This is a genomic window from Kitasatospora sp. NPDC028961 (genome assembly GCF_055564815.1).
Map to the genome: position 1 here is coordinate 46,089 of NZ_JBVHVO010000038.1, position 20,275 is coordinate 66,363.

The window sequence follows — 20,275 nt, forward strand, 5'->3', positions numbered from 1 at the left end:
GTAGAGGGGGGGAGGTGGTGGGTGTGTGGGGGGGTTTCTTCCTGGGGATCCTCGCGGCGGGGGGAGTGGGGATGGTCGGGGGGGCTTCGGCCGTCCCCCTCCCCCCGGCCGCCTGTTAGGGTCCGCGCATGACGAAGCGTGTGCCCTTCCAGGGGGCCGAGAAGGAGAGTCTGTTCGTTGCGCTCGACCGGCACCGCGACGCGGTGCTGTGGAAGCTGGAGGGGCTGGACGACGAGCAGCTGCGCCGGCCGATGACGGCGTCCGGGACGACGCTGCTGGGGCTGGTCAAGCACCTCGGCGGGGTCGAACTCGGCTGGTTCTGCCGGACGTTCGGCCGGGACACCGGCCCGCTGCCGTTCGACCTCGCCGAGGACGAGCAGTCCGACCTGCGGGTGCGCCCGGACGAGTCCACCGCCGATCTGCTGACCTTCTACGCCCGCGCCCGGGCCAGTGCCGACCAGGTCATCGAGGAGTTCGAGCTCGACGACCTGGGCCGGGCCTGGTTCGGCGACCAGGTGTCGCTGCGCTGGGTGCTGATCCACATGGCGACCGAGACCGCCCGGCACGCGGGCCACATGGACATCCTGCGCGAGCTGATCGACGGGCGGACGGGGGACCACAACCGGGGCTGACGGCCCGGGAGCGGGAGCGCCGGCCCCGGGTCAGCCCAGGAAGCGGCCGTCCCGGGCCACCACCCGCCCGGCCCGGACGACCAGTTCGCGCTCGGGCAGGTCGACCACCACCTGGGGCAGGCACTCGCCCGTCACCAGCATGAAGTCGGCCGGCGAACCCGGGGCGAGGTCGGCGGCGGGCAGCCCCAGCAGGTCGGCGCCGCCGCCGGCCGCGAGGGCGAAGCACTCGGTGAGCTCCGCGTCGGTCCGCGCGTCGGTGGTCCAGCCGAGCAGGTGGGCCCGGTGCAGCATGTCGGCGTTGCCGAACGGGCTCCAGGAGTCCCGCACGCCGTCCGAGCCGAGCCCGACCCGCACGCCGTGCGCCGCCAACTCCCGGAAGGGCAACACCTGGTGGGCGGACGGCGCGACGGTGGTGAGCCCGATGCCGGCCCCGGCCAGCAGCTCGGCCAGGGCGTCGAGCGGGCCGCCGGACAGCTCCGGCACGCAGAAGGCGTGGCTGACCACCACCCTGCCCTGCAGCCCGGCGGCCTTCGTCCGGGCGGCGATGTCGTGCAGCGGGGCGAGACCGCGCTCGCCGGTGTCGTGCAGATGGATGTCGAGGGGGAGGCCGTACCGCTCGGCGAGGCCGAAGACCTGGTCGAGCTGCGACGGCCCCTCGCTCGCGAAGCCCCCGGCCCCGCCGCCCCCGGCTCCGTCGAACCCGGCCGGGTCGATGCCGCCGACCGCGTCGATCAGCCCGCTCGCCGCCGCCTCCGCGAGCAGCGCCCCCGCGCCCGGCGTCCGGCGCACCCCGTGCTGCGGGAAGGCCACCACCTGGACGTCGAGCGCCGCGCCCAGTCGCTTCCGGGCGGCCACCAGCCCCTCCACGCCCGCCAGGCCGTACGCGGGTGCCACGTCCACATGGGCCCGCACCGCCCGGGTGCCCCGGGTCACCGCGTGCGCGAGGAGCCGCTCGGCCCGCTCGGCGAGCGGGGTGCGCTGGTGCTCGTACAGCTCGACGTCGCCCCGGACGTATTCCGGCATGCCGCGCGCCGGGCGCCGGCTGTACCAGGGTTCGCCCCAGGCGGTCTTGTCGGGGTGGATGTGCGCGTCCACCAGGGTCGGCAGCGCGATCCGTCCGCGGCCCTCCACGACCTCGACCCGCGCGCCCTCGGGGACCCGGTCGACCAGCAGTCCGCCGGCGGCGATCAGCTCGACGGGCGCGGCCGAGCCGTGCGGTCGGACGTCGCGGAAGACGGTGGCGGTGGGGTCGGCGCTGGTGGGGGTGGTCATGGGCCCTCCCGGTTCGGCGGGGTCGGTCGGCGACCCCAACCAACCCGACGGCGGCGCGACGCGTCAACTCCCGCTCGGCATGGTGACGGTGGTGCCCCGCCCGGCGGCCGGTCCCGGCACCGCTCGATCGGCGCGCACACGGGCTCCCGCCGGCGCCCCGCACGCCCGTTCGGCGCAGCAGCGGCGGACCGGGGCCGGGGCGGGCCGCATGCTGGGGCGGGGGAGGGAGCCAGCGGAGGAGTGGATCGAGGATGGTCAAGGCGTTCGGGTTCGTTGACTACGGCGGGCCGGAGACTCAGGAGTTCCTGGACCGGCCGGTGCTGGAGCCCGGCCCGGGCCAGCTGGCGGTCAGCGTCCGGGCGGCCGGAGTGAACCCGGTGGACTGGAAGATCCGCCGGGGACTCCTCGGGCGGGACCGCGAGCTGCCCGCCGTGCTGGGCCAGGAGGCGGCGGGCGTGGTCGAGCGGATCGGCCCGGACGTCACGGGGTTCACCCCCGGGGACGAGGTGTTCGGGATCGCGGCGGCGGGCGCCTTCGCGGAGCAGACCCTGCTGCTCGCGGCGATGAGCGCGGTCAAGCCCGCCGCGCTCGGGTTCGCCGAGGCGGCGACCCTCCCGGTGGCGGCCGCGACGGCCGACGACGGGCTCCGGGACGTCGGCGTGGGAGCCGGGCAGACGCTGCTGATCCTCGGCATCGCGGGCGGTGTGGGCAGCGTGGCCGCGCAGCTCGCCCGCAGCCGGGGCATCCGGGTCGTCGGCACGGCGAGCGACGCCAACCGCGGCTACGTGGAGTCGCTGGGCGCGGTGCAGGTGCGGTACGGCGACGGCGTGGCGGAGCGGATCACGGCGGCCGCCCCGGACGGTGTGGACGGCATCCTCGACCTGGTCGGCGGGGCCGACCTGCGAGCCGCGGCCGAGACGCTGGCCGACCGCTCGAAGCTGGTCTCCACCGTCGACCCGGGCACCGTCGCGGAGCTCGGGGGGCGTTTCGTCACCCGCGCCACCACCCCGGCGAGCCTCGCCGCCCTCGCCGCGCTGGCGGCGACCGGCGAGCTCGACGTGCACCTCACCGGCCGGCAGCCGATGGCCCACGCGGCCGAGGCACTGGCGCTGGTGGAGTCCGGGCACGCGCGCGGCAAACTGATCCTCGACATCGGCTGGGAGCAGGCGGGATGAAGCAGCGGACGGTGACGGTCGGCGGGCCCTGCTGGGTGGAGCACGGCAGCTCCGACCCGGAGGGCGCCCAGCGGTTCTACGGCGAGCTGTTCGGCTGGCGGGCCGCCGACCTCGACGCACCGCCGGAGGCCGGCGACTACACCTTCATGAAGCTGGACGGCAGGATCGCCGCCGCCGTCGCCCCGCTCTACGGGGAGGGGCAGCCGACGGCCTGGACGGTCTCCTTCGCGGTCGACGACGCGGACGCGTCCGCCGCCCGGATCACCGGGGGCGGCGGGAGCGTCGTCATCGGACCGACGGAGGCGCTCGGTCTCGGCCGGTTCGTGATCGCCGCCGACCCGTCCGGCGCGGTGTTCGGGCTCTGGCAGGGCCACGCGCTGGCGGGCCTGGAGGTGCTCAACGACCCGGGCGCGCTCGGCTGGGTGGAACTGCTCACCCGGGACCCGGACGGCGCCCGGTCGTTCTACCCGGCGGTGTTCGGCTGGACGGTCCGCCCGTCCGAGGTCTACCCCCAGTGGGGCCTGGCCGGCGCCGACTTCGGCGGCATGCTGACGATGGACGACCGGTTCCCGCCGCAGGTGCCGCCGCACTGGCTGCCCTACTTCGCGGTCGCGGACGTGGACGTCACCGCCTTCCGGGCCGGGAACCTGGGCGCCGACGTCCTGCTGCCGCCCACCTCGATGCCGGACGGCCCCCGGGTCGCCGTGCTGCGCGACCCGCAGGGCGCGGCCTTCGCGGTGCACCTGGCGGGCGCGGAGGGCTGAACCCGCCCACCCGGTCGGCCTTCCGCGCCGGCCGGGCGTGGAACGAACGAGGCCCCGCCCCGCGCCGCCCAGCGTCAGCGCCGCCCCGCTACCGCGCCGCCCGGCGCACCCGGCCGCGCCCGGCGGCCAGCACCGCCCCGGCCGTCACCAGCAGGGCGGCGACCGGCACCACGTCACCGATCCGGTCGTACCAGGTCAGCGTCGACGGCGCGGTGAGCGGCAGCCGCACCGTCAGCGCGCCGGTGCGGTCCGTCCCGAACCGGGCCAGCTCGCGGCCCTGCGCGTCGAAGGCGGCCGAGACCCCGGTGAGCGAGGCCTGGACGGCCGGCCGGCCGGTCTCGGCGGCGCGGATGGCGGCCAGCGAGACGTGCTGCTCGGGCGCCCAGGTGTCCTGGAAGGTCGAGGTCGAGGACTGGTAGACCAGCACCCGGGCGCCGTCCCGGGCGGCCGTCCGGGACATGTCGGGGAAGGCCGACTCGAAGCAGATCAGCGCCCCGACCGGCAGCGGCGCCCCCGTGCGGTCGGTGGCGGGGAGGACGTGGAACGCCTTCCCCGGGGCCCGGTTCTCGCCCGCCGCCCGGCTGACGCCGGCGATCCAGCCCAGCAGCGGGCGCAGCGGGATGTACTCGCCGAACGGCACCAGCCGGATCTTGCGGTAGCGGTCGACCGTCCCGGCGGGGGAGACCAGCACCGCGTCCTTGGAGATCCGCCCGTCGGCCTTGCGGGCGTCCTCCCCGGCCAGGATCTCGGCGCCGGTGACGGCGGAGAGCCGGCTCAGCCGGGCCGCGGCGGCCGGGTCGCGCTCCAGGTCGGCGGTGGTGCTGCTCTCGCCCCAGACGATCAGGTCGACCGGCCGCCCGCCCAGAGCGGCGGTGGCGGCGGCACTCGCCTCGAACCGGGCCTGCGGGTCCTCGACGATGCCGGGCTGGACCAGGGCCACGGTGACCGCCCCGGCGCCGGCGGGCGCGGCGCGCAGCGCGAACAGCAGCGGTCCGGCCGCCAGCACCAGCACGGTGGCCAGCGCCGCCAGGGCGCGGGGTCGCCACCCGGTGGCGGTCAGCACGATCAGCACACCGGTGTTCACGGCCACCACGGCCGCGCTGACCAGCCAGATCCCGCCGACCGAGGCCAGCGCCAGGACGGCCGGGTGCCGCCACTGGGTGGCGCCGAGCAGCGCCCACGGGCCGCCGAGGGCGTGCCACGAGCGGGCGTACTCGGTGGTCAGCCAGACCGCGGGGACGACGGCGAGGGCGAGCAGCGCGCGCCGGGCGGTCAGCGGCGGGTGCAGCAGCCGGTGGACGGCGAGGCCGACCCCGGCCTGGAGCACGCCGAACACCACCGCGAGCAGCGGCAGCGCCGGGCCGATGGAGGGGATCAGCCAGTACATCCCGGTGAGGATGAACCCCGCGCCGAACCACCAGCCCCGGACGGCGGCCTCCCGGGCGCTCGGCGCCCGCTGCATCAGCAGCAGGCCGGGCACCAGGGCGACCCAGGCGAGCGCGGCCAGCCCGGGGGCCGGGAAGGCGAACACCGGCAGCGCCCCGGCGGCCAGGGCGGCCCCCCGCACGCGGTAGCGGTGGGCCCGGACGGCACGGTCCGGAGGGGTGGGCGCCCGGAGGGCGGGCCGGGGCAGCGTGAGGCGGCGGGACATGCCCCGTATTGTCCGCTTCAGCGGCGATCACTGCCAGGGTCCTGTCACCCGAATGGGTGAAGGACCCTGGCAGCACAGGCCCCGGGAGAAACCGGCCCGGGACTTCCGAGCGCCCGTCAGCCCTCGCCGGCCCTCGCCGGCGCCCGTCAGCCCTCGTCGCCCTCCAGGTCGCCCTCGGTCTCCAGGAAGGCGGCCTGGAGCTGCTCGATCAGCTCCGGGTCGGGCTGCTCCCAGAGACCGCGCTCGGCCGCCTCCAGCAGGCGCTCGCTGATGCCGTGCAGCGCCCAAGGGTTGGCGTCGGCCAGGAACTCGCGGTTCACCGGGTCGAGGACGTACTCCTGGGTCAGCTTCTCGTACATCCAGTCGGCGACCACGCCGGTGGTGGCGTCGTAGCCGAAGAGGTAGTCGACGGTGGCCGCCATCTCGAAGGCGCCCTTGTAGCCGTGGCGGCGCATCGCCTCCATCCACCGCGGGTTGACGACCCGGGCGCGGAACACCCGGGCCGCCTCCTCGGTCAGGGTGCGGGTGCGGACGGTCTCCGGGCGGGTCGAGTCGCCGATGTAGGCGGTCGGGGCCTTGCCGGTGAGCGCCCGCACGGTGGCCACCATGCCGCCGTGGTACTGGAAGTAGTCGTCCGAGTCGGCGATGTCGTGCTCGCGGGTGTCGGTGTTCTTCGCGGCGACGGTGATCCGCTTGTACGCCGTCTCCATCTCCTCGCGGGCCGGCCGCCCGTCCAGGCCGCGACCGTACGCGTAGCCGCCCCAGACCGTGTACACCTCGGCGAGGTCGGCGTCGGTGCGCCAGTCGCGGCTGTCGATCAGCTGGAGCAGACCGGCGCCGTAGGTGCCCGGGCGGGAGCCGAACACGCGGACGGTGGCCTTGCGCTCGTCGCCGTGCACGGCGAGGTCGGCCTGGACGTGGGCGCGGACGTAATTGTCCGCGGCGTCCTCCTCCTGGGCGGCGGCCAGGCGCACCGCGTCGTCCAGCAGGGCGACCACGTGCGGGAAGGCGTCCCGGAAGAAGCCGGAGATGCGCAGGGTGACGTCGATCCGCGGGCGGCCCAGCTCCTCCAGGGAGATCGCCTCCAGGCCGGTGACCCGGCGCGAGGCGTCGTCCCATACCGGGCGCACGCCCAGCAGCGCGAAGGCCTCGGCGATGTCGTCGCCGGCGGTGCGCATGGCGCTGGTGCCCCAGAGCGAGAGCCCGACCGAGGGCGGGCAGGCGCCGTCGTTGTCGGCCCGGTAGCGCTCGACGAGGGAGGCCGCCAGCGCCTGGCCGGTCTCCCAGGCGAGCTTGCTGGGCACGGCCTTCGGGTCGACCGAGTAGAAGTTGCGGCCGGTCGGCAGCACGTTGACCAGGCCGCGCAGCGGCGAGCCCGAGGGCCCGGCCGGGACGAAGCCGCCACCGAGCGCGTGCAGCACGGCGTCGAGCTCGTCGGTGGTGGCCGCCAGGCGCGGCACCACCTGGGTGGCGGCGAAGGCGAGCACGTCGGCGACGGCGGCCGGCAGTCCGGCGGCGACCTTCTCGACGGCCTCCGGCGCCCAGTCCTCGGCCTCCATCGCCTCGACCAGCGCGCGCGCCTGGGCCTCGGCCGCGTCGGTGGCGCCCAGCGTCAGCGCGGCCTCGTCCAGGCCGAGCGCCTCGCGCAGGCCGGGCAGGGCGCTGACGCCGCCCCAGATCTGCCGGGCGCGCAGGATGGCGAGCACGATGTTCACCCGGTCGGTGCCGGCCGGCGCCTGGCCGAGGACGTGCAGGCCGTCCCGGATCTGGGCGTCCTTGATCTCGCAGAGCCAGCCGTCGACGTGCAGCAGGAAGTCGTCGAAGCCGTCGTCCTCGGGGCGCTCGTCCAGGCCGAGGTCGTGGTCGAGCTTGGCGGCCTGGATCAGCGTCCAGATCTGGGCCCGGATCGCGGGCAGCTTGGCCGGGTCCATCGCGGCGATGTTGGAGTGCTCGTCGAGCAGCTGCTCCAGCCGCGCGATGTCGCCGTAGGAGTCGGCGCGGGCCATCGGCGGGACGAGGTGGTCGACCAGGGTGGCGTGGGCGCGGCGCTTGGCCTGGGTGCCCTCGCCCGGGTCGTTGACCAGGAACGGGTAGATCAGCGGGAGGTCGCCGAGGACGGCGTCCGGGCCGCACTCGGCGGAGAGCGCGGCGGTCTTGCCGGGCAGCCACTCCAGGTTGCCGTGCTTGCCGAGGTGGATCACGGCGTCGGCGCCGAACCCGCCGTCCTGCCGCGCGGCCGCGATCCAGCGGTACGCGGCCAGGTAGTGGTGCGAGGGCGGGAGGTCGGGGTCGTGGTAGATCGCGACCGGGTTCTCGCCGAAGCCGCGCGGCGGCTGGATCAGCACCAGCAGGTTGCCGGAGCGGACCGCGGCCAGCACGATGTCGCCGTCCGGGTTCTGCGAGCGGTCCACGTAGAGCTCGCCGGGGGCCGGGCCCCAGTGCTCCTCGACGCGGGTGCGCAGGGCCTCGGGGAGGGTCGCGTACCAGCGGCGGTAGTCGGCGGCCGGGATGCGGACCGGGTTGCGGGCCAGCTGGTCCTCGGTGAGCCAGTCCTGGTCGTAGCCGCCGGCCGCGATCAGCGCGTGGATCAGCGCGTCGCCCTCGTGCATGTTCTCGGGGACGGTGTCCAGCCCCGGCAGGTCCGAGCCGAGGTCCATGCCCTCCGCGCGCAGCCGCGCCAGCAGGCGCATCGCGCTGGCCGGGGTGTCCAGGCCGACGGCGTTGCCGACCCGGGCGTGCTTGGTCGGGTACGCGGACAGCACCAGCGCCAGCCGCCGCTCGGCGGCCGGGATGTGCCGCAGCCGGGCGTGCCGGACGGCGGTGCCGGCGACCCGGGCGGCGCGCTCGGGGTCGGCCGCGTAGACGGTGAGGCCGTCCTCGTCCAGCTCCTTGAAGGAGAACGGGACGCTGATCAGCCGGCCGTCGAACTCCGGGACGGCGATCTGGGTGGCGGTGTCCAGCGGGGAGAGGCCGTCGTCGCTGGCCTCCCACTGGGCGCGCGACCAGGTGAGGCAGAGCGCCTGGAGGATCGGGCGGTCCAGCGCGGCCAGCGCGCCGGCGTCCCAGGCCTCCTCGTCGCCGCCGGCCTGCGCGTCGGCCGGGCGGGTGCCGCCGGCGGCCAGCACGGTGGTGACCAGCGCGTCGGCCTCGCCCAGCGCGGCCAGCAGCTCCGGCTCGGCGCCGCGCAGCGAGGCGCAGTAGTACGCCCTGGCGCGCGCGCCCTGGTCCTCGATCGCCCGGCAGAGGGTGTCGACGAAGGCGGTGTTCCCGCTCATGTGGTGGGCGCGGTAGTAGAGCACCGCGACGATCGGGCCCTCGGTCGTCCGGGCCTCGCGCTCCAGCGGTCCCCAGGCGGGGGCGGAGGCGGGCGGGGCGAAGCCGTGGCCGGTGAGCAGCACCGTGTCGGAGAGGAAGGCGCCCAGCTCGGCCAGGTTGGCGGCGCCGCCGTGGGCGAGGTAGGCGTGCGCCTCGGCCGCGATGCCGGCCGGGACGGTCGACAGCTCCATCAGCTGGGCGTCCGGCGCCTGCTCGCCGGTGAGCACGATCACCGGGCGGGGGCCGGCCAGCAGCGCGTCCAGGCCCTCCTGCCAGGCGCGGCGGCCGCCGAGCAGGCGCACCACGACCAGTTCGACGCCCTCCAGCAGGGCGGGCAGCTCCTCGGGCGAGAGCCGGGCCGGGTTGCCGAGGCGGTACGGGACGGGGCCCTCGGCGGCCCGGGCACTGAGCAGGTCGGTGTCTGACGTCGACAGCAGCAGGATCATGCGAAGGCCCTCCCGGCCTCGATGGCGGGCAAGGGCAAGGTCACGGGCGACGACGGGGTCGCCCGTGGAGGCACGTGCGACGGCGGGGTCGCGGGCATGCGGCGGCGCATGGCGTCAAGCCTTCCTCGGGGTCCGCGCCCCGGGCCGGTGGAGGACGGCAGGAGTTCCTGGCTCCCACGGTTGAACCGTGGTCACAGTGGCGGGACCGCACCGGGTTTGCACCGGCTTCCTCCCCTGCGCCGTCGCTGGCGTGCGGACGGCCCCGCGGGGCCGCCCGGCAGCATCGTACGGGGTGCGGCTGACCAGGGGGAGAGCGGCCGAGAGTGTGACCCGCGGGACAGCGGCAAGCGATCGGATCATCTGTATGCTCGCGGCCATGCCACCCACACCCGACGCGACCGCGCCGGACCCCGCCGTGTCCGGCCGGGGCCGCGAGGACGCCTGCCCGGGGGCGCTTCGTCTGCACACCGCGGCCGACGGCGCCCTGGCCCGGGTCCGGCTGCCCGGCGGACTGCTGACGGAGGATCAGGCGCTGGCCCTGGCCGGGGCCGCCGAGTCGCTGGGCGACGGCCACCTGGAGATCACCTCGCGCGGCAACGTCCAGCTGCGGGGCCTGGCTTCGGAGTGCGGCGCCGAACTCGGCGGGCGGCTGCGGGCGGTCGGGCTGCTGCCTTCCGACACCCATGAGCGGGTCCGCAACATCGTCGCCTCGCCGGGCCCGGCCGGCGGCTTCGCCGACGTCCGGGCCTGGGCACGCGAACTGGACGCGAAGCTGTGCGCGAGCCCCTGGGCGGCCGCCCTCTCCGGCAAGTTCCTGTTCGCCCTGGACGACGGACGCGGCGCCGTGGCCGCCCTGAACGCCGATGTGACGTTGATCGCAGGCCCGGACGGCAGCGCGCTGCTGCGCCTCGCCCGCGCGGACACCGCCCGGCCCGTCCCCGCCGAGCGGGCCGTCGACACGGCGCTGGCGGTCGCCCGGGACTTCGTGGCCGTGCTGCGCGCCACCGGCCGCGAGGCGTGGCACCTGCGGGACGTACCCGACCTGGTGCCGCCGGGTTCGGTGAAGCTGCCGGCGTTCGCCGGTACGCCGCCGCCGCTCGGCGCGGTGCCCGGCGGCCTCTCGGTCGCCCTACGGTTCGGCTCCGCCTCCGGCGCGCAGTGGCGGGCGCTGGTCGACGCCGCCGAGGGGGAGCTGCGGCTCACCCCGTGGCGCGGTGCGGTGCTGCCCGGCGCCGCCCCCGGGCGGCTCGCCGGCCTGGCGGCGGCCGGCTTCCGGACCGCGCCCGGAGCCGCCTGGGAGCGGGCCACCGCCTGTACCGGGCTGCCCGGTTGCGGGTCGTCCCGGGCCGACGTCCGGGCCGACGCCGCGCGCGCCCTGGAGGCGGCCGGGACGGGGGGCCTGCCCGTGCACTGGTCGGGCTGTGAACGGCGCTGCGGCCACCCGGCCGGGCGGTGGGTGGACGTGCTCGCCACCGGGCAGGGCTACCGGGTGACGGTGAACGGTCCGGCAGCCGCCGGGGCGGCCGTGGACGTGACGAACGAGGAGACGGCCGAGGCGGTCGCCGAGGCCAGGAGGACCACGAAGTGATCGAGTACGAGAAGGACGGCGCGTCCATCTACCGCCAGTCCTTTGCCACCATCCGGGCCGAGGCCGACCTCGCCGCCCTGCCCGCCGACGTGGCCCAGGTCGCGGTGCGGATGATCCATGCCTGCGGCATGACCGACCTGGTCGAGGACCTGGTGTACTCGCCGGGCGCGGTCGCCTCCGCCCGCGCCGCGCTGCGTGCCGGGGCGCCGATCCTCTGCGACGTGAACATGGTCGCCAGCGGTGTCACCCGCAAGCGGCTGCCCGCCGACAACGAGGTCATCTGCACCCTGACCGACCCGTCGGTGCCCGAGCTGGCCCGGCGGATGGGCAACACCCGCAGCGCCGCCGCGATGGAGCTGTGGCTGCCCCGGCTGGAGGGCGCGGTGGTCGCCGTCGGCAACGCGCCGACCTCGCTGTTCCGGCTGCTGGAGCTGATCGAGGCCGGCGCGCCGCGCCCGGCCGCGGTGATCGGCGTCCCGGTGGGCTTCATCGGCGCCGCCGAGTCCAAGGAGGCCCTGGCGGCGCACCCGTCCGGCCTGGAGTACCTGGTGGTGCGCGGCCGGCGGGGCGGCAGTGCCATGGCCGCAGCGGCCATCAACGCGATTGCGAGTGAGGAAGAGTGACGGACGCTCAGCAGACCGGCCGGCTGTACGGGGTCGGGCTCGGCCCGGGGGACCCTTCGCTGGTCACCGTCCGCGCCGCCGAACTCATCGGCAAGGCCGACGTGGTGGCGTACCACAGCGCCCGGCACGGCCGGTCGATCGCCCGGTCCATCGCCGAGCGCTATCTGACGGGCGGTCAGATCGAGGAGAAGCTGGTCTACCCGCTCACCGTCGAGACCACCGACCACCCGGGCGGCTACCGGGGTGCGCTGGACGACTTCTACCAGGAGGCCGCCGACCGGCTGGCCGCCCACCTCGACGCCGGCCGCAGCGTGGTGGTGCTCGCCGAGGGGGACCCGCTCTTCTACGGCTCCTACCAGCACATGCACAAGCGCCTCGCGCACCGCTACCCCACCGAGGTGGTCCCCGGCGTGACCTCGGTCAGCGCCGCCGCCGCCCGGCTCGGGGTGCCGCTCACCGAGGCGGAGGAGACGCTCACCGTCATCCCGGGCACGCTGCCCGAGGAGGAGCTGACCGCGCGGATCGCCTCCGCCGACTCCGCCGTGATCATGAAGCTGGGCCGCACCTTCCCCGCCGTCCGCCGCGCCCTGGAGCGGGCCGGCCGGCTGGCCGACGCCCAGTACGTCGAGCGGGCCTTCATGGCGGGCGAGCGCACCGGCCCGCTGGCCGACGTCGACCCCGAGAGCGTCCCCTACTTCTCGGTCGCCGTGCTGCCCAGCAAGGTCGCGCCGCTGGAACGGCCGGCCCCGCCGGCCGCGGGCCCCGGCAGCGTGACGGTCATCGGCACCGGCCCGGCCGGCCCGCTCTGGCTCACCCCCGAGGCGCGCGGCGCCCTCGCCGCCGCCACCGACCTGGTCGGCTACACCACCTACCTGGACCGGGTGCCCGAGCGCCCCGGCCAGCAGCGCCACGGCTCCGACAACAAGGTGGAGTCCGAGCGGGCCGAGTTCGCGCTGGACCTCGCCCGGCGCGGGCACCACGTCGCGGTGGTCTCCTCCGGCGACCCGGGCGTCTTCGCGATGGCCACCGCCGTCCTGGAGGTCGCCTGCGAGGAGGCCTACGGCGACGTCCCGGTCCGGATCGTGCCGGGGATGACGGCCGCCCACGCCGCCGCCTCCCGGGCCGGCGCCCCGCTCGGCCACGACTACGCGGTGGTCTCGCTCTCCGACCGCCTCAAGCCCTGGGAGGTGGTCGCCAAGCGGCTGCGCGCGGCGGCCGAGGCCGACCTGGTGCTGGCCCTGTACAACCCCGGTTCGCAGTCCCGCACCACCCAGGTCGGCCTGACCCGGGACCTGCTGCTGGAGTACCGCGACCCCGGGACGCCGGTGGTGATGGCCCGCGACGTCGGCGGCCCGACCGAGCGCGTGCGCACCGTCCGCCTCGGCGACCTCGACCCCGCCGAGGTCGACATGCGCACCATCCTGCTGATCGGCTCCTCCCAGACCCGGGCCGTCCGGCGCGGCAACGGCACCCAGGTGGTCTGGACGCCCCGCCGCTACCCGGAGGTGTGAGCCCCGCCCTCCTCCCCGCCGCGGCGGGGAGGAGGGCGGCCGGGGACGATGGAGGCCGGCGGGCCGGTTCAAAGGTCCGCGCGAGGTGAGGAGCGGGCGGCGTGGCGGAGGTCGGTGGACGAGCCGGGCAGCTGAGGAGCAGCGGGCTGCGGCCCGGGTGGACGACGGGCGCCTGTGCGACGGCGGCGACCAAGGCGGCCTACCAGGCGCTGCTGACCGGGGCCTTCCCGGATCCGGTGGTGATCACCCTGCCGAAGGGCCAGCGGCCCGGCTTCGCGCTGGCGGCGGAGGAGCGGGCGGCCGGCCGGGCGATGGCCGCGGTGGTGAAGGACGCCGGGGACGATCCGGACGTGACGCACGGTGCGCTGATCCGCTCGACGGTGTGGGCGGGGGAGCCGGGCAGCGGGGTGGTGTTCCGGGCCGGTCCCGGCGTCGGGACGGTCACCAAGGCCGGACTGCCGCTGGCCGTCGGCGAGCCGGCCGTCAACCCGGTGCCCCGGCAGATGATCCGGGACGCGGTCGCCGAGGTGGCGGCCGAGTTCGGCGGCGGCGGGGACGTCGTGGTGGAGGTCTCGGTGGACCACGGCGAGGAGATCGCCCGCTCCACCTGGAACCCGCGCCTGGGCATCCTCGGCGGGCTCTCGATCCTCGGCACGACCGGAATCGTCGTCCCCTACTCCTGCTCCGCCTGGATCGACTCCATCCGGCGCGGGGTGGACGTGGCCCGGGCCGCCGGGCGCACCCATGTCGCGGGCTGCACCGGTTCGACCTCGGAGAAGGTGGCCGCCACCGTGCACGGCCTGCCCGAGGACGCGCTGCTCGACATGGGCGACTTCGCCGGGGCGGTGCTCAAGTACCTGAAGCGCCACCCGGTGCCGCGGCTGACGGTCGCGGGCGGCTTCGCCAAGCTCTCCAAGCTGGCCGCCGGTCACCTGGACCTGCACTCGGCCCGCTCCCAGGTCGACCAGGGCTACCTGGCGGGCCTGGCCCGCACCGGCGGCGCCGGGCCCGAGCTGGTCGCGGCGGTCGCGGCCGCCAACACGGCCCTGGAGGCGATCCAGCTCTGCCGCGCGGCCGGCGTTCCGCTCGGTGATCTCGTCGCCGAGGCGGCCCGGGCCACCGCGCTCGGGGTGCTGGTCGGCTCGCCGGTCGCGGTGGACGTCATCTGCATCGACCGGGCCGGCACGATCGTGGGCCGGGCGGAACCGCTCGGCCCATGAGGTCGCGGGGCGCCGGATCCGTAACAGGAGTGTGGCGGTGGTGTGCCGATGCTTCGTCAATCCGGAGCAGAAATGGACAAAGGTGACGCATTGCCCGCCCCCGACCCTGTTGCTATCTCAAGCATGAGATATGGTCTGGCGAGTGACAGGCGACTACCTCACCCGTATCGGCACCCTCATCCGCACCGCGCGTCAGCACCGTGGTTGGTCCCAGGCCCAGCTCGGCGAGGCCCTCGGTACCAGCCAGAGCGCGGTCAACCGCATCGAACAGGGCAAGCAGAACGTCAGTCTTGAGATGATCGCCCGCATCGGCGAAGCCCTCGACAGCGAGATCGTCTCCCTCGGCTACGCCGGCCCCATGCACCTGCGGGTCGCCGGCGGCACCCAGCTCTCCGGCGCGATCGACGTCCGCAGCAGCAAGAACGCCTGCGTCGCGATCCTCTGCGCCTCGCTGCTGACCACCGGCCGCACCACGATCCGCCAGGTCGCCCGGATCGAGGAGGTGTACCGGATCCTCGAAGTGCTCACCAGCATCGGCGTCAAGAGCCGCTGGACCAACGAGGGCCGCGACCTCGAACTCACCCCGCCCGCCGAGCTCGACCTCGCGGCGATGGACGTCGAGGCCGCCCGCCGCACCCGCAGCGTGCTGATGTTCCTCGGCCCGCTGATGCACCGCGCCGACCGCTTCGCCATCCCGTACGCGGGCGGTTGCGACCTCGGCACCCGCACCGTCCAGCCGCACCTGACCGCGCTGCGCCGCTTCGGGCTGGAGGTCGCCACCACCTCCGGCGCCTACCACGCCTCCGTCCAGCCCGGCGCGCCGATGGACCGGCCGATCGTGCTGACCGAGCGCGGCGACACCGTCACCGAGAACGCCCTGCTCGCCGCCGCCCGGCACGACGGCGTCAGCGTCATCCGCAACGCCTCCCCCAACTACATGGTCCAGGACCTCTGCTTCTTCCTGGAGCGGCTGGGCGTGAAGATCGAGGGCATCGGCACCACCACCCTCACCGTGCACGGCGTCCCCGAGATCACCCGCGACGTCGACTACACCCCGGCCGAGGACCCGGTGGAGGCGATGAGCCTGCTCGCCGCCGCGGTGGTCACCTCCTCCGAGCTGACGATCCGCCGGGTGCCGATCGAGTTCCTGGAGATCGAGCTCGCGGTGCTGGAGGGGATGGGCCTCGACTACGACCGCACCCCCGAGTACCGGGCCCACAACGGCTACACCCGGCTGGTCGACCTCACCGTGCGCCCCTCCAAGCTGACCGCGCCGGTCGACACCATCCACCCGATGCCGTTCCCCGGCATCAACATCGACAACGTGCCGTTCTTCGCCGCGATCGCCGCGGCCGCCAACGGCACCACGATGATCCACGACTGGGTGTACGACAACCGCGCCATCTACCTGACCGAACTGACCCGGCTCGGCGCGGACATCAAGCTGCTCGACCCGCACCGGGTGCTCGTCCAGGGCCCGACCCGCTGGCGCGCCGCCGAGATGGTCTGCCCGCCGGCGCTGCGCCCGGCCGTGGTCATCCTGCTCGCGATGCTCGCCGCGAAGGGCACCTCGGTGCTGCGCAACGTGTACGTCATCAACCGCGGCTACGAGGACCTCGCCGAGCGCCTCAACTCGATCGGCGCCCAGATCGAGACCTTCCGCGACATCTGACGAACCGCCCGCCGGCCGGCCTCACCCGTCGAGGCCGGCCAGCAGGCCGGCGACCTCCAGCCCGGCGGTGTCGTGGTCCTTCCGGCGGGTCCGCATCGGTTCTCCGTTGCTGCTCGTGGCCCGGCTACTCGCCGGTCGCGCCGTCCAGGTGCTCGCGCAGCAGGTCGGCGTGGCCGTTGTGGCGGGCGTACTCCTCGATCATGTGGGTGAGGATCCAGCGGAGCGAGAAGGCCTCCTCGCCGTGGTGTCCGAGGGAGTCCAACGACTCGGCGGCGGCGACCAGTTCCCGGGCGTGGTCGCACTCGCCGCGCCAGACGGCGAAGGCCTCCGCCGGGTCGGCCGTGTCGACGTCGAACTCGGCGAAGCTGCCGTCGGGGTGCTTCCAGAAGCCGGGCCTGGCCTCGTCGGCGAAGGTGTTGCGGAACCAGCCGCGCTCCACCTCGGCGAGGTGGCGGACCAGGCCGAGCAGCGAGAGCGCGGACGGCCGCAGGACGCGCGCGCGGAGCTGCTCGGTGCTCAGCCCGGCGCACTTCATCGCCAGCGTGTCCCGCTGGAAGTCCAGGAAGCTGACCAGGGTGGCGCGTTCGTCGGCGGTCTGTTCGGTCCGGGTGCGCTCTTCGGCTCTCATCGGCCCATCCTGGCAGGGCCGCCGCCGACCGTCGCCCGGTTTACCGGGGAGCGAGACCGCGCGCCGCGAGCCAGTCCAGGGCGGCCGGCACGGATGCGGCGACCGGCACCCCGGCCGGCGGCGCCGGCCGCTCCACGACCACCACCGGCAGGCCGAGTTCGCGTGCCGCGGTGAGCTTGGGGGCGGTGGCGGCGCCGCCGCTGTCCTTGGTGACCACGACGTCGATCCGGTGCTCGCGCAGCAGCGCCCGCTCGCCGTCCAGGGTGAACGGGCCGCGGTCGAGCAGCACGTCGAGGGCGGCGGGCACCGGCGGCTCGGGCGGGTCGACCGAGCGGGCCAGGAAGCGCAGGCCGTCGAGGTGGGCGAAGGCGCCGATGCCCTGGCGGCCGGTGGTGAGGAAGACCCGCCGGCCCAGCCCGGGCAGCACGGCGGCGGCGGCGTCCAGCGACTCCACCGGATGCCAGCGGTCACCGTCCACCGGCGACCAGCCGGGCCGGCGCAGCGCCAGCAGCGGGACGCCGGTGGCCGCGGCGGCCAGCGCGGCGTTGCGCGACATGACGGCGGCGAACGGGTGGGTGGCGTCGACCACCGCGTCCACCCGCTCCGCGCGCAGCCAGGCGGCGAGCCCGTCCGGTCCGCCGAAGCCGCCGATCCGGACCTCGCCCGCGGGCAGCCGCGGCGCGGCGACCCGCCCGGCGAGCGAGCTGGTGACCCTCGGCCCGGAGCCCTCCGGCCGGGTGAGCCCCGGCCCGGGGCCCTCCGGCGCCGGCCCGGGACCCTCCGGCGCCGGGTCGGAGGCCAGGGCGGCGGCGAGGGCCCGCGCCTCGGTCGTGCCGCCGAGGACGAGCAGGTGGGACCTCACGCGCCGCAGGGCTCGTGCGGGCGCTCGCGGTCCGCCGAGTAGAGGTGACTGTCCCGGAACTGCTCGGCGGTCAGCGTGCGGCCGATCAGGATGACGGCGGTGCGCACCACGCCCGCCGCCTTCACCTGCTCGGCGATGCCGGCGACGGTGCCGCGCAGCACCAGCTCGTCCGGGCGGCTCGCCATCGCCACGACGGCGACCGGGCAGTCGGCGCCGTAGTGCGGCAGCACCTGCTCGACCACGTCGTCGATGTACCCGGCGGCGAGGTGCAGCACCAGCAGCGCGCCGCTGCGGCCGAGCGTGGCGAGGTCCTCGCCCTCGGGCATCGGGGTGGCCCGCTTGGCGATCCGGGTGAGGATGACGGTCTGGCCGACGGTCGGCACCGTCAGTTCGCGCTTGAGCGCGGCCGCCGCGGCGGCGAAGGCGGGCACGCCGGGCACGATCTCGTAGGGCACGCCGGCCGCGTCGAGCCGGCGCATCTGCTCGGCGACGGCGCTGAACACGGACGGGTCGCCGGAGTGCAGCCGGGCCACGTCCTGCCCGGCCTCGTGGGCGGCGACCAGCTCGGCGACGATCCGGTCCAGGTCGAGCTGGGCCGTGTCGACCAGCCGGGCACCGGCCGGGCACTCGTCCAGCAGCTCGCGCGGCACCAGGCTGCCGGCGTACAGGCAGACCTCGGCGCGGGCCAGGATGCGCGCACCGCGCAGGGTGATCAGGTCGGCGGCGCCCGGGCCGGCCCCGATGAAGTAGACGGTCACGAGCTCGCTCCTGGATCGGTCGAAGGTTTGACGGCGGACCACTGGGTGACCGGCATCGCCTGCCGCCAGCCGGTGAAGCCGCCCACGGGCACGGCGTGCGCCACGGCGAGGCGCAGCAGCTCGCCGCCGTGCCGCCGGTACCAGCTGGTCAGCAGGGCCTCGGACTCCAGCGTCACGGTGTTGGCGACCAGCCGGCCGCCCGGCGGCAGCGCCGCCCAGCAGGCGTCCAGCAGGCCGGGCGCGGTGAGGCCGCCGCCGATGAACACGGCGTCGGGGGCGGGCAGCCCGGCGAGCGCGTCCGGCGCCGCGCCGGTGACCACCCGCAGCCGGGGCACGCCCAGCGCGGCGGCGTTGCGGCCGATCCGCTCGGCCCGGACGGCGCTCCGTTCGACGGTCACCGCCCGGTTGTCCCGGTGGGCGCGCAGCCACTCGATCGCGATCGAGCCGGAGCCGCCGCCGACGTCCCAGAGCAGCTCGCCGGGGGCGGGCGCGAGGGTGGCCAGGGTGGCGGCGCGCACGTGCCGCTTGGTCAGCTGGCCGTCGCTCTCGTAGGCGTTGTCGGGCAGGCCGGGCACCAGTGAGGTCCGGGGGCCGTCCGCCAGCTCGACGGCGATGACGTTCAGCGGGTCGCCCGCGGGGTGCGGCCAGCCGTCGGCCGGGCCGTCCAGCCGCCGCTCGCCGGGGGAGCCGAGCTGTTCCAGCACGTGCAGCCGGGCGGTGCCGAAGCCGCGTGCGGTGAGCAGCGCGGCGACGGCGGCGGGCGTCCGGGCGTCGGCGCCGAGGACGAGCAGCCGGCGGCCGGCGTGCAGGGCGAGCGTCAGGGTGTCCAGGGGGCGGCCGACCAGGCTGACCACCTCGGTGCCCTCCAGCGGCCAGCCGAGCCGGGCGCAGGCGTAGGAGACGGAGGAGGGGTGCGGCAGGACGCGCAGCCGTTCGGCGCCGACGGTCTCGGCGAGGGTGCGGCCGATGCCGAAGAACATCGGGTCGCCGCTGGCGAGCACGGCCACCCGGCGGCCGGCGTGCTCGGCGAGCAGCCCGGGGACGGCCGGGCGCAGCGGGGACGGCCACGGCACCCGTTCGGCGACCACCTCGGCGGCGGGGAGCAGGGCCAGCTGGCGCGGGCCGCCGATCACCACCTCGGCCGTCCGCAGCGCCGCCCGGGAGGTGGTGGCGAGGCCGGGCCAGCCGTCTGCGCCGATCCCGACGACGGTGATCGGCGGTGGCAGCTCGGGCACCGGGGGCTCCTCGTTCGGTCAGTGTCGTGCGGGTCTGCGGGTCTGCGGTCCGTGTTCCACAGCCGGTCGGTCGGTCGGCCTGCCGTCGGCGCCGCTCGGCCGACGAAGGCGTGGCCGGGGCAGCCTACCTGGCGGTACGCGGCCACCACCCGGTCAGGGTGCACGCCCCGGTGGCCGCGGTCAGCGTCGTCCGGGGGCAGTTCAGCGTGCGACGGAGGGCGCCGCGTCCGAGTCAGCGGTTCCGCACACCACCGACAACACCGGGACCCCGGTGCCGAGCGACGAGCACTCGCTCACGGCTGGCCGGATCGGTTCCGGACCTCCACCGGCAGGACCTCTGGGAGGCCGTCGAGGGCGGCGAGCACCCGTCCTGGACGCTGTACGTCCAGGCCATGCCGTTCGACGGAGCGCCCGGGTACCGGTTCAACCCCTTCGACCTGACCAAGGTCTGGCCGCACGGCGGCTTCCCGCTGGCCAAGGTCGGGACGACGACCCTCAACCGCAACCCCGAGGACTACTCGTCCCCATCGAGCAGGCGGCCTTCGAGCCGTCGGCGCTGGTGCCGGGTGGCAGAGCGCGGGCGAGCTGGTGCGCGGGGCGTACTCGCCGCACGCCGAGGACGACGACTGGGGCGAGGCGGGCACGATGGTCCGCGAGGTGCTGGACGACGCGCAGCGGGACCGGCTGGTGTCCAACATCGTCGGCCACCTGAAGGCCGGCGTCAGCGACCCGGTGCCGGCGCGGGCGGTGCGGTACTGACGCAATATCGACAAATCGCTGGGTGACCGGGTCGCCTCCGGGATGGGCAAGCCTGAGCGGGCCGTCGGCGGGGGGGGGGGGGGGGGGGGGGGGGGGGGGGGGGGGGGGGGGGGGGGGGGGGGGGGGGGGGGGGGGGGGGGGGGGGGTGGGGGGGGGGGGGGGGG

The 20,275-nt window shown here is 75.9% G+C and carries 15 protein-coding genes, 1 pseudogene and 1 riboswitch; of the genes and pseudogenes, 9 read left to right on the plus strand and 7 right to left on the minus strand.

Annotated features, from left to right (window positions below; all coding sequences use genetic code 11):
* Positions 1 to 128 precede the first annotated feature (128 nt).
* On the plus strand, positions 129 to 632 hold the full coding sequence (locus ACZ4UX_RS34765) for a DinB family protein (RefSeq protein WP_352292511.1): 504 nt from the start codon (positions 129 to 131) through the stop codon (positions 630 to 632).
* A 30-nt stretch (positions 633 to 662) separates the two neighbouring features.
* Here the strand turns inward: ACZ4UX_RS34765 and ACZ4UX_RS34770 are convergent, their stop codons facing one another.
* A complete protein-coding gene (locus tag ACZ4UX_RS34770) occupies positions 663 to 1,904 on the minus strand; it encodes an amidohydrolase (RefSeq protein WP_465709564.1) in 1,242 nt (413 codons plus the stop codon).
* Between the two features lie 251 nt (positions 1,905 to 2,155).
* Between ACZ4UX_RS34770 and ACZ4UX_RS34775 the strand changes: the two genes are divergently transcribed.
* On the plus strand, positions 2,156 to 3,079 hold the full coding sequence (locus tag ACZ4UX_RS34775; RefSeq protein WP_465709565.1) for an NADP-dependent oxidoreductase: 924 nt from the start codon (positions 2,156 to 2,158) through the stop codon (positions 3,077 to 3,079).
* Complete coding sequence (locus ACZ4UX_RS34780; RefSeq protein WP_465709566.1) at positions 3,076 to 3,843, plus strand: VOC family protein; 768 nt, start codon at positions 3,076 to 3,078, stop codon at positions 3,841 to 3,843. Before ACZ4UX_RS34775 ends, ACZ4UX_RS34780 begins: the two co-directional genes overlap by 4 nt.
* A gap of 88 nt (positions 3,844 to 3,931) precedes the next feature.
* Here the strand turns inward: ACZ4UX_RS34780 and lnt are convergent, their stop codons facing one another.
* Together lnt and cobN are read right to left on the minus strand one after the other, a co-directional pair.
* Positions 3,932 to 5,494: an apolipoprotein N-acyltransferase gene (gene lnt, locus ACZ4UX_RS34785; RefSeq protein ID WP_465709567.1), complete on the minus strand. Its 1,563-nt coding sequence runs from the start codon at positions 5,492 to 5,494 to the stop codon at positions 3,932 to 3,934.
* Positions 5,495 to 5,640: 146 nt separating this feature from the next.
* Positions 5,641 to 9,255: a cobaltochelatase subunit CobN gene (gene cobN, locus ACZ4UX_RS34790; protein WP_352292502.1), complete on the minus strand. Its 3,615-nt coding sequence runs from the start codon at positions 9,253 to 9,255 to the stop codon at positions 5,641 to 5,643.
* A gap of 161 nt (positions 9,256 to 9,416) precedes the next feature.
* Positions 9,417 to 9,487: riboswitch (cobalamin riboswitch) on the minus strand.
* Between the two features lie 144 nt (positions 9,488 to 9,631).
* Between cobN and ACZ4UX_RS34795 the strand changes: the two genes are divergently transcribed.
* The 5 genes from ACZ4UX_RS34795 to ACZ4UX_RS34815 all read left to right on the plus strand — a co-directional run bounded on the left by ACZ4UX_RS34795 (position 9,632) and on the right by ACZ4UX_RS34815 (position 15,869).
* Positions 9,632 to 10,843, plus strand: a complete 1,212-nt coding sequence (locus tag ACZ4UX_RS34795; RefSeq protein ID WP_465709568.1) for a hypothetical protein — start codon at positions 9,632 to 9,634, stop codon at positions 10,841 to 10,843.
* Positions 10,840 to 11,466, plus strand: coding sequence for a precorrin-8X methylmutase (locus ACZ4UX_RS34800; protein ID WP_465709569.1), 627 nt, complete (start codon positions 10,840 to 10,842; stop codon positions 11,464 to 11,466). Before ACZ4UX_RS34795 ends, ACZ4UX_RS34800 begins: the two co-directional genes overlap by 4 nt.
* Positions 11,463 to 12,977 carry a precorrin-2 C(20)-methyltransferase gene (locus tag ACZ4UX_RS34805; RefSeq protein WP_352292495.1) on the plus strand — a complete coding sequence of 505 codons (1,515 nt, stop codon included), beginning with the start codon at positions 11,463 to 11,465 and terminating at the stop codon, positions 12,975 to 12,977. Before ACZ4UX_RS34800 ends, ACZ4UX_RS34805 begins: the two co-directional genes overlap by 4 nt.
* A 101-nt stretch (positions 12,978 to 13,078) precedes the next feature.
* Entirely contained in the window at positions 13,079 to 14,197 is a 1,119-nt protein-coding gene (locus tag ACZ4UX_RS34810) for a cobalt-precorrin-5B (C(1))-methyltransferase (RefSeq protein ID WP_465709570.1), read from the plus strand.
* A gap of 142 nt (positions 14,198 to 14,339) precedes the next feature.
* On the plus strand, positions 14,340 to 15,869 hold the full coding sequence (locus ACZ4UX_RS34815) for a UDP-N-acetylglucosamine 1-carboxyvinyltransferase (RefSeq protein WP_329490699.1): 1,530 nt from the start codon (positions 14,340 to 14,342) through the stop codon (positions 15,867 to 15,869).
* Positions 15,870 to 15,993: 124 nt separating this feature from the next.
* Here the strand turns inward: ACZ4UX_RS34815 and ACZ4UX_RS34820 are convergent, their stop codons facing one another.
* Genes ACZ4UX_RS34820 through cbiE form a run of 4 tightly spaced genes read right to left on the minus strand, consistent with a single transcriptional unit; the run spans position 15,994 to position 19,352 of the window.
* Complete coding sequence (locus ACZ4UX_RS34820) at positions 15,994 to 16,497, minus strand: DinB family protein (protein ID WP_352292491.1); 504 nt, start codon at positions 16,495 to 16,497, stop codon at positions 15,994 to 15,996.
* A 40-nt stretch (positions 16,498 to 16,537) separates the two neighbouring features.
* The gene (locus ACZ4UX_RS34825) at positions 16,538 to 17,359 is read right to left on the minus strand and encodes a cobalt-precorrin-6A reductase (protein ID WP_465709571.1); all 822 of its coding nucleotides are present in this window, start codon (positions 17,357 to 17,359) and stop codon (positions 16,538 to 16,540) included.
* On the minus strand, positions 17,356 to 18,117 hold the full coding sequence (gene cobM / locus ACZ4UX_RS34830; protein ID WP_380384607.1) for a precorrin-4 C(11)-methyltransferase: 762 nt from the start codon (positions 18,115 to 18,117) through the stop codon (positions 17,356 to 17,358). Before cobM ends, ACZ4UX_RS34825 begins: the two co-directional genes overlap by 4 nt.
* On the minus strand, positions 18,114 to 19,352 hold the full coding sequence (gene cbiE, locus ACZ4UX_RS34835; protein WP_465709572.1) for a precorrin-6y C5,15-methyltransferase (decarboxylating) subunit CbiE: 1,239 nt from the start codon (positions 19,350 to 19,352) through the stop codon (positions 18,114 to 18,116). The genes cobM and cbiE overlap by 4 nt, the downstream gene beginning before the upstream one ends.
* Positions 19,353 to 19,651: 299 nt before the next feature.
* Here cbiE and ACZ4UX_RS34840 point away from each other — a divergent pair.
* Positions 19,652 to 20,108 (plus strand): annotated as a pseudogene (locus tag ACZ4UX_RS34840) (catalase); the annotation flags it as partial.
* Positions 20,109 to 20,275 lie beyond the last annotated feature (167 nt).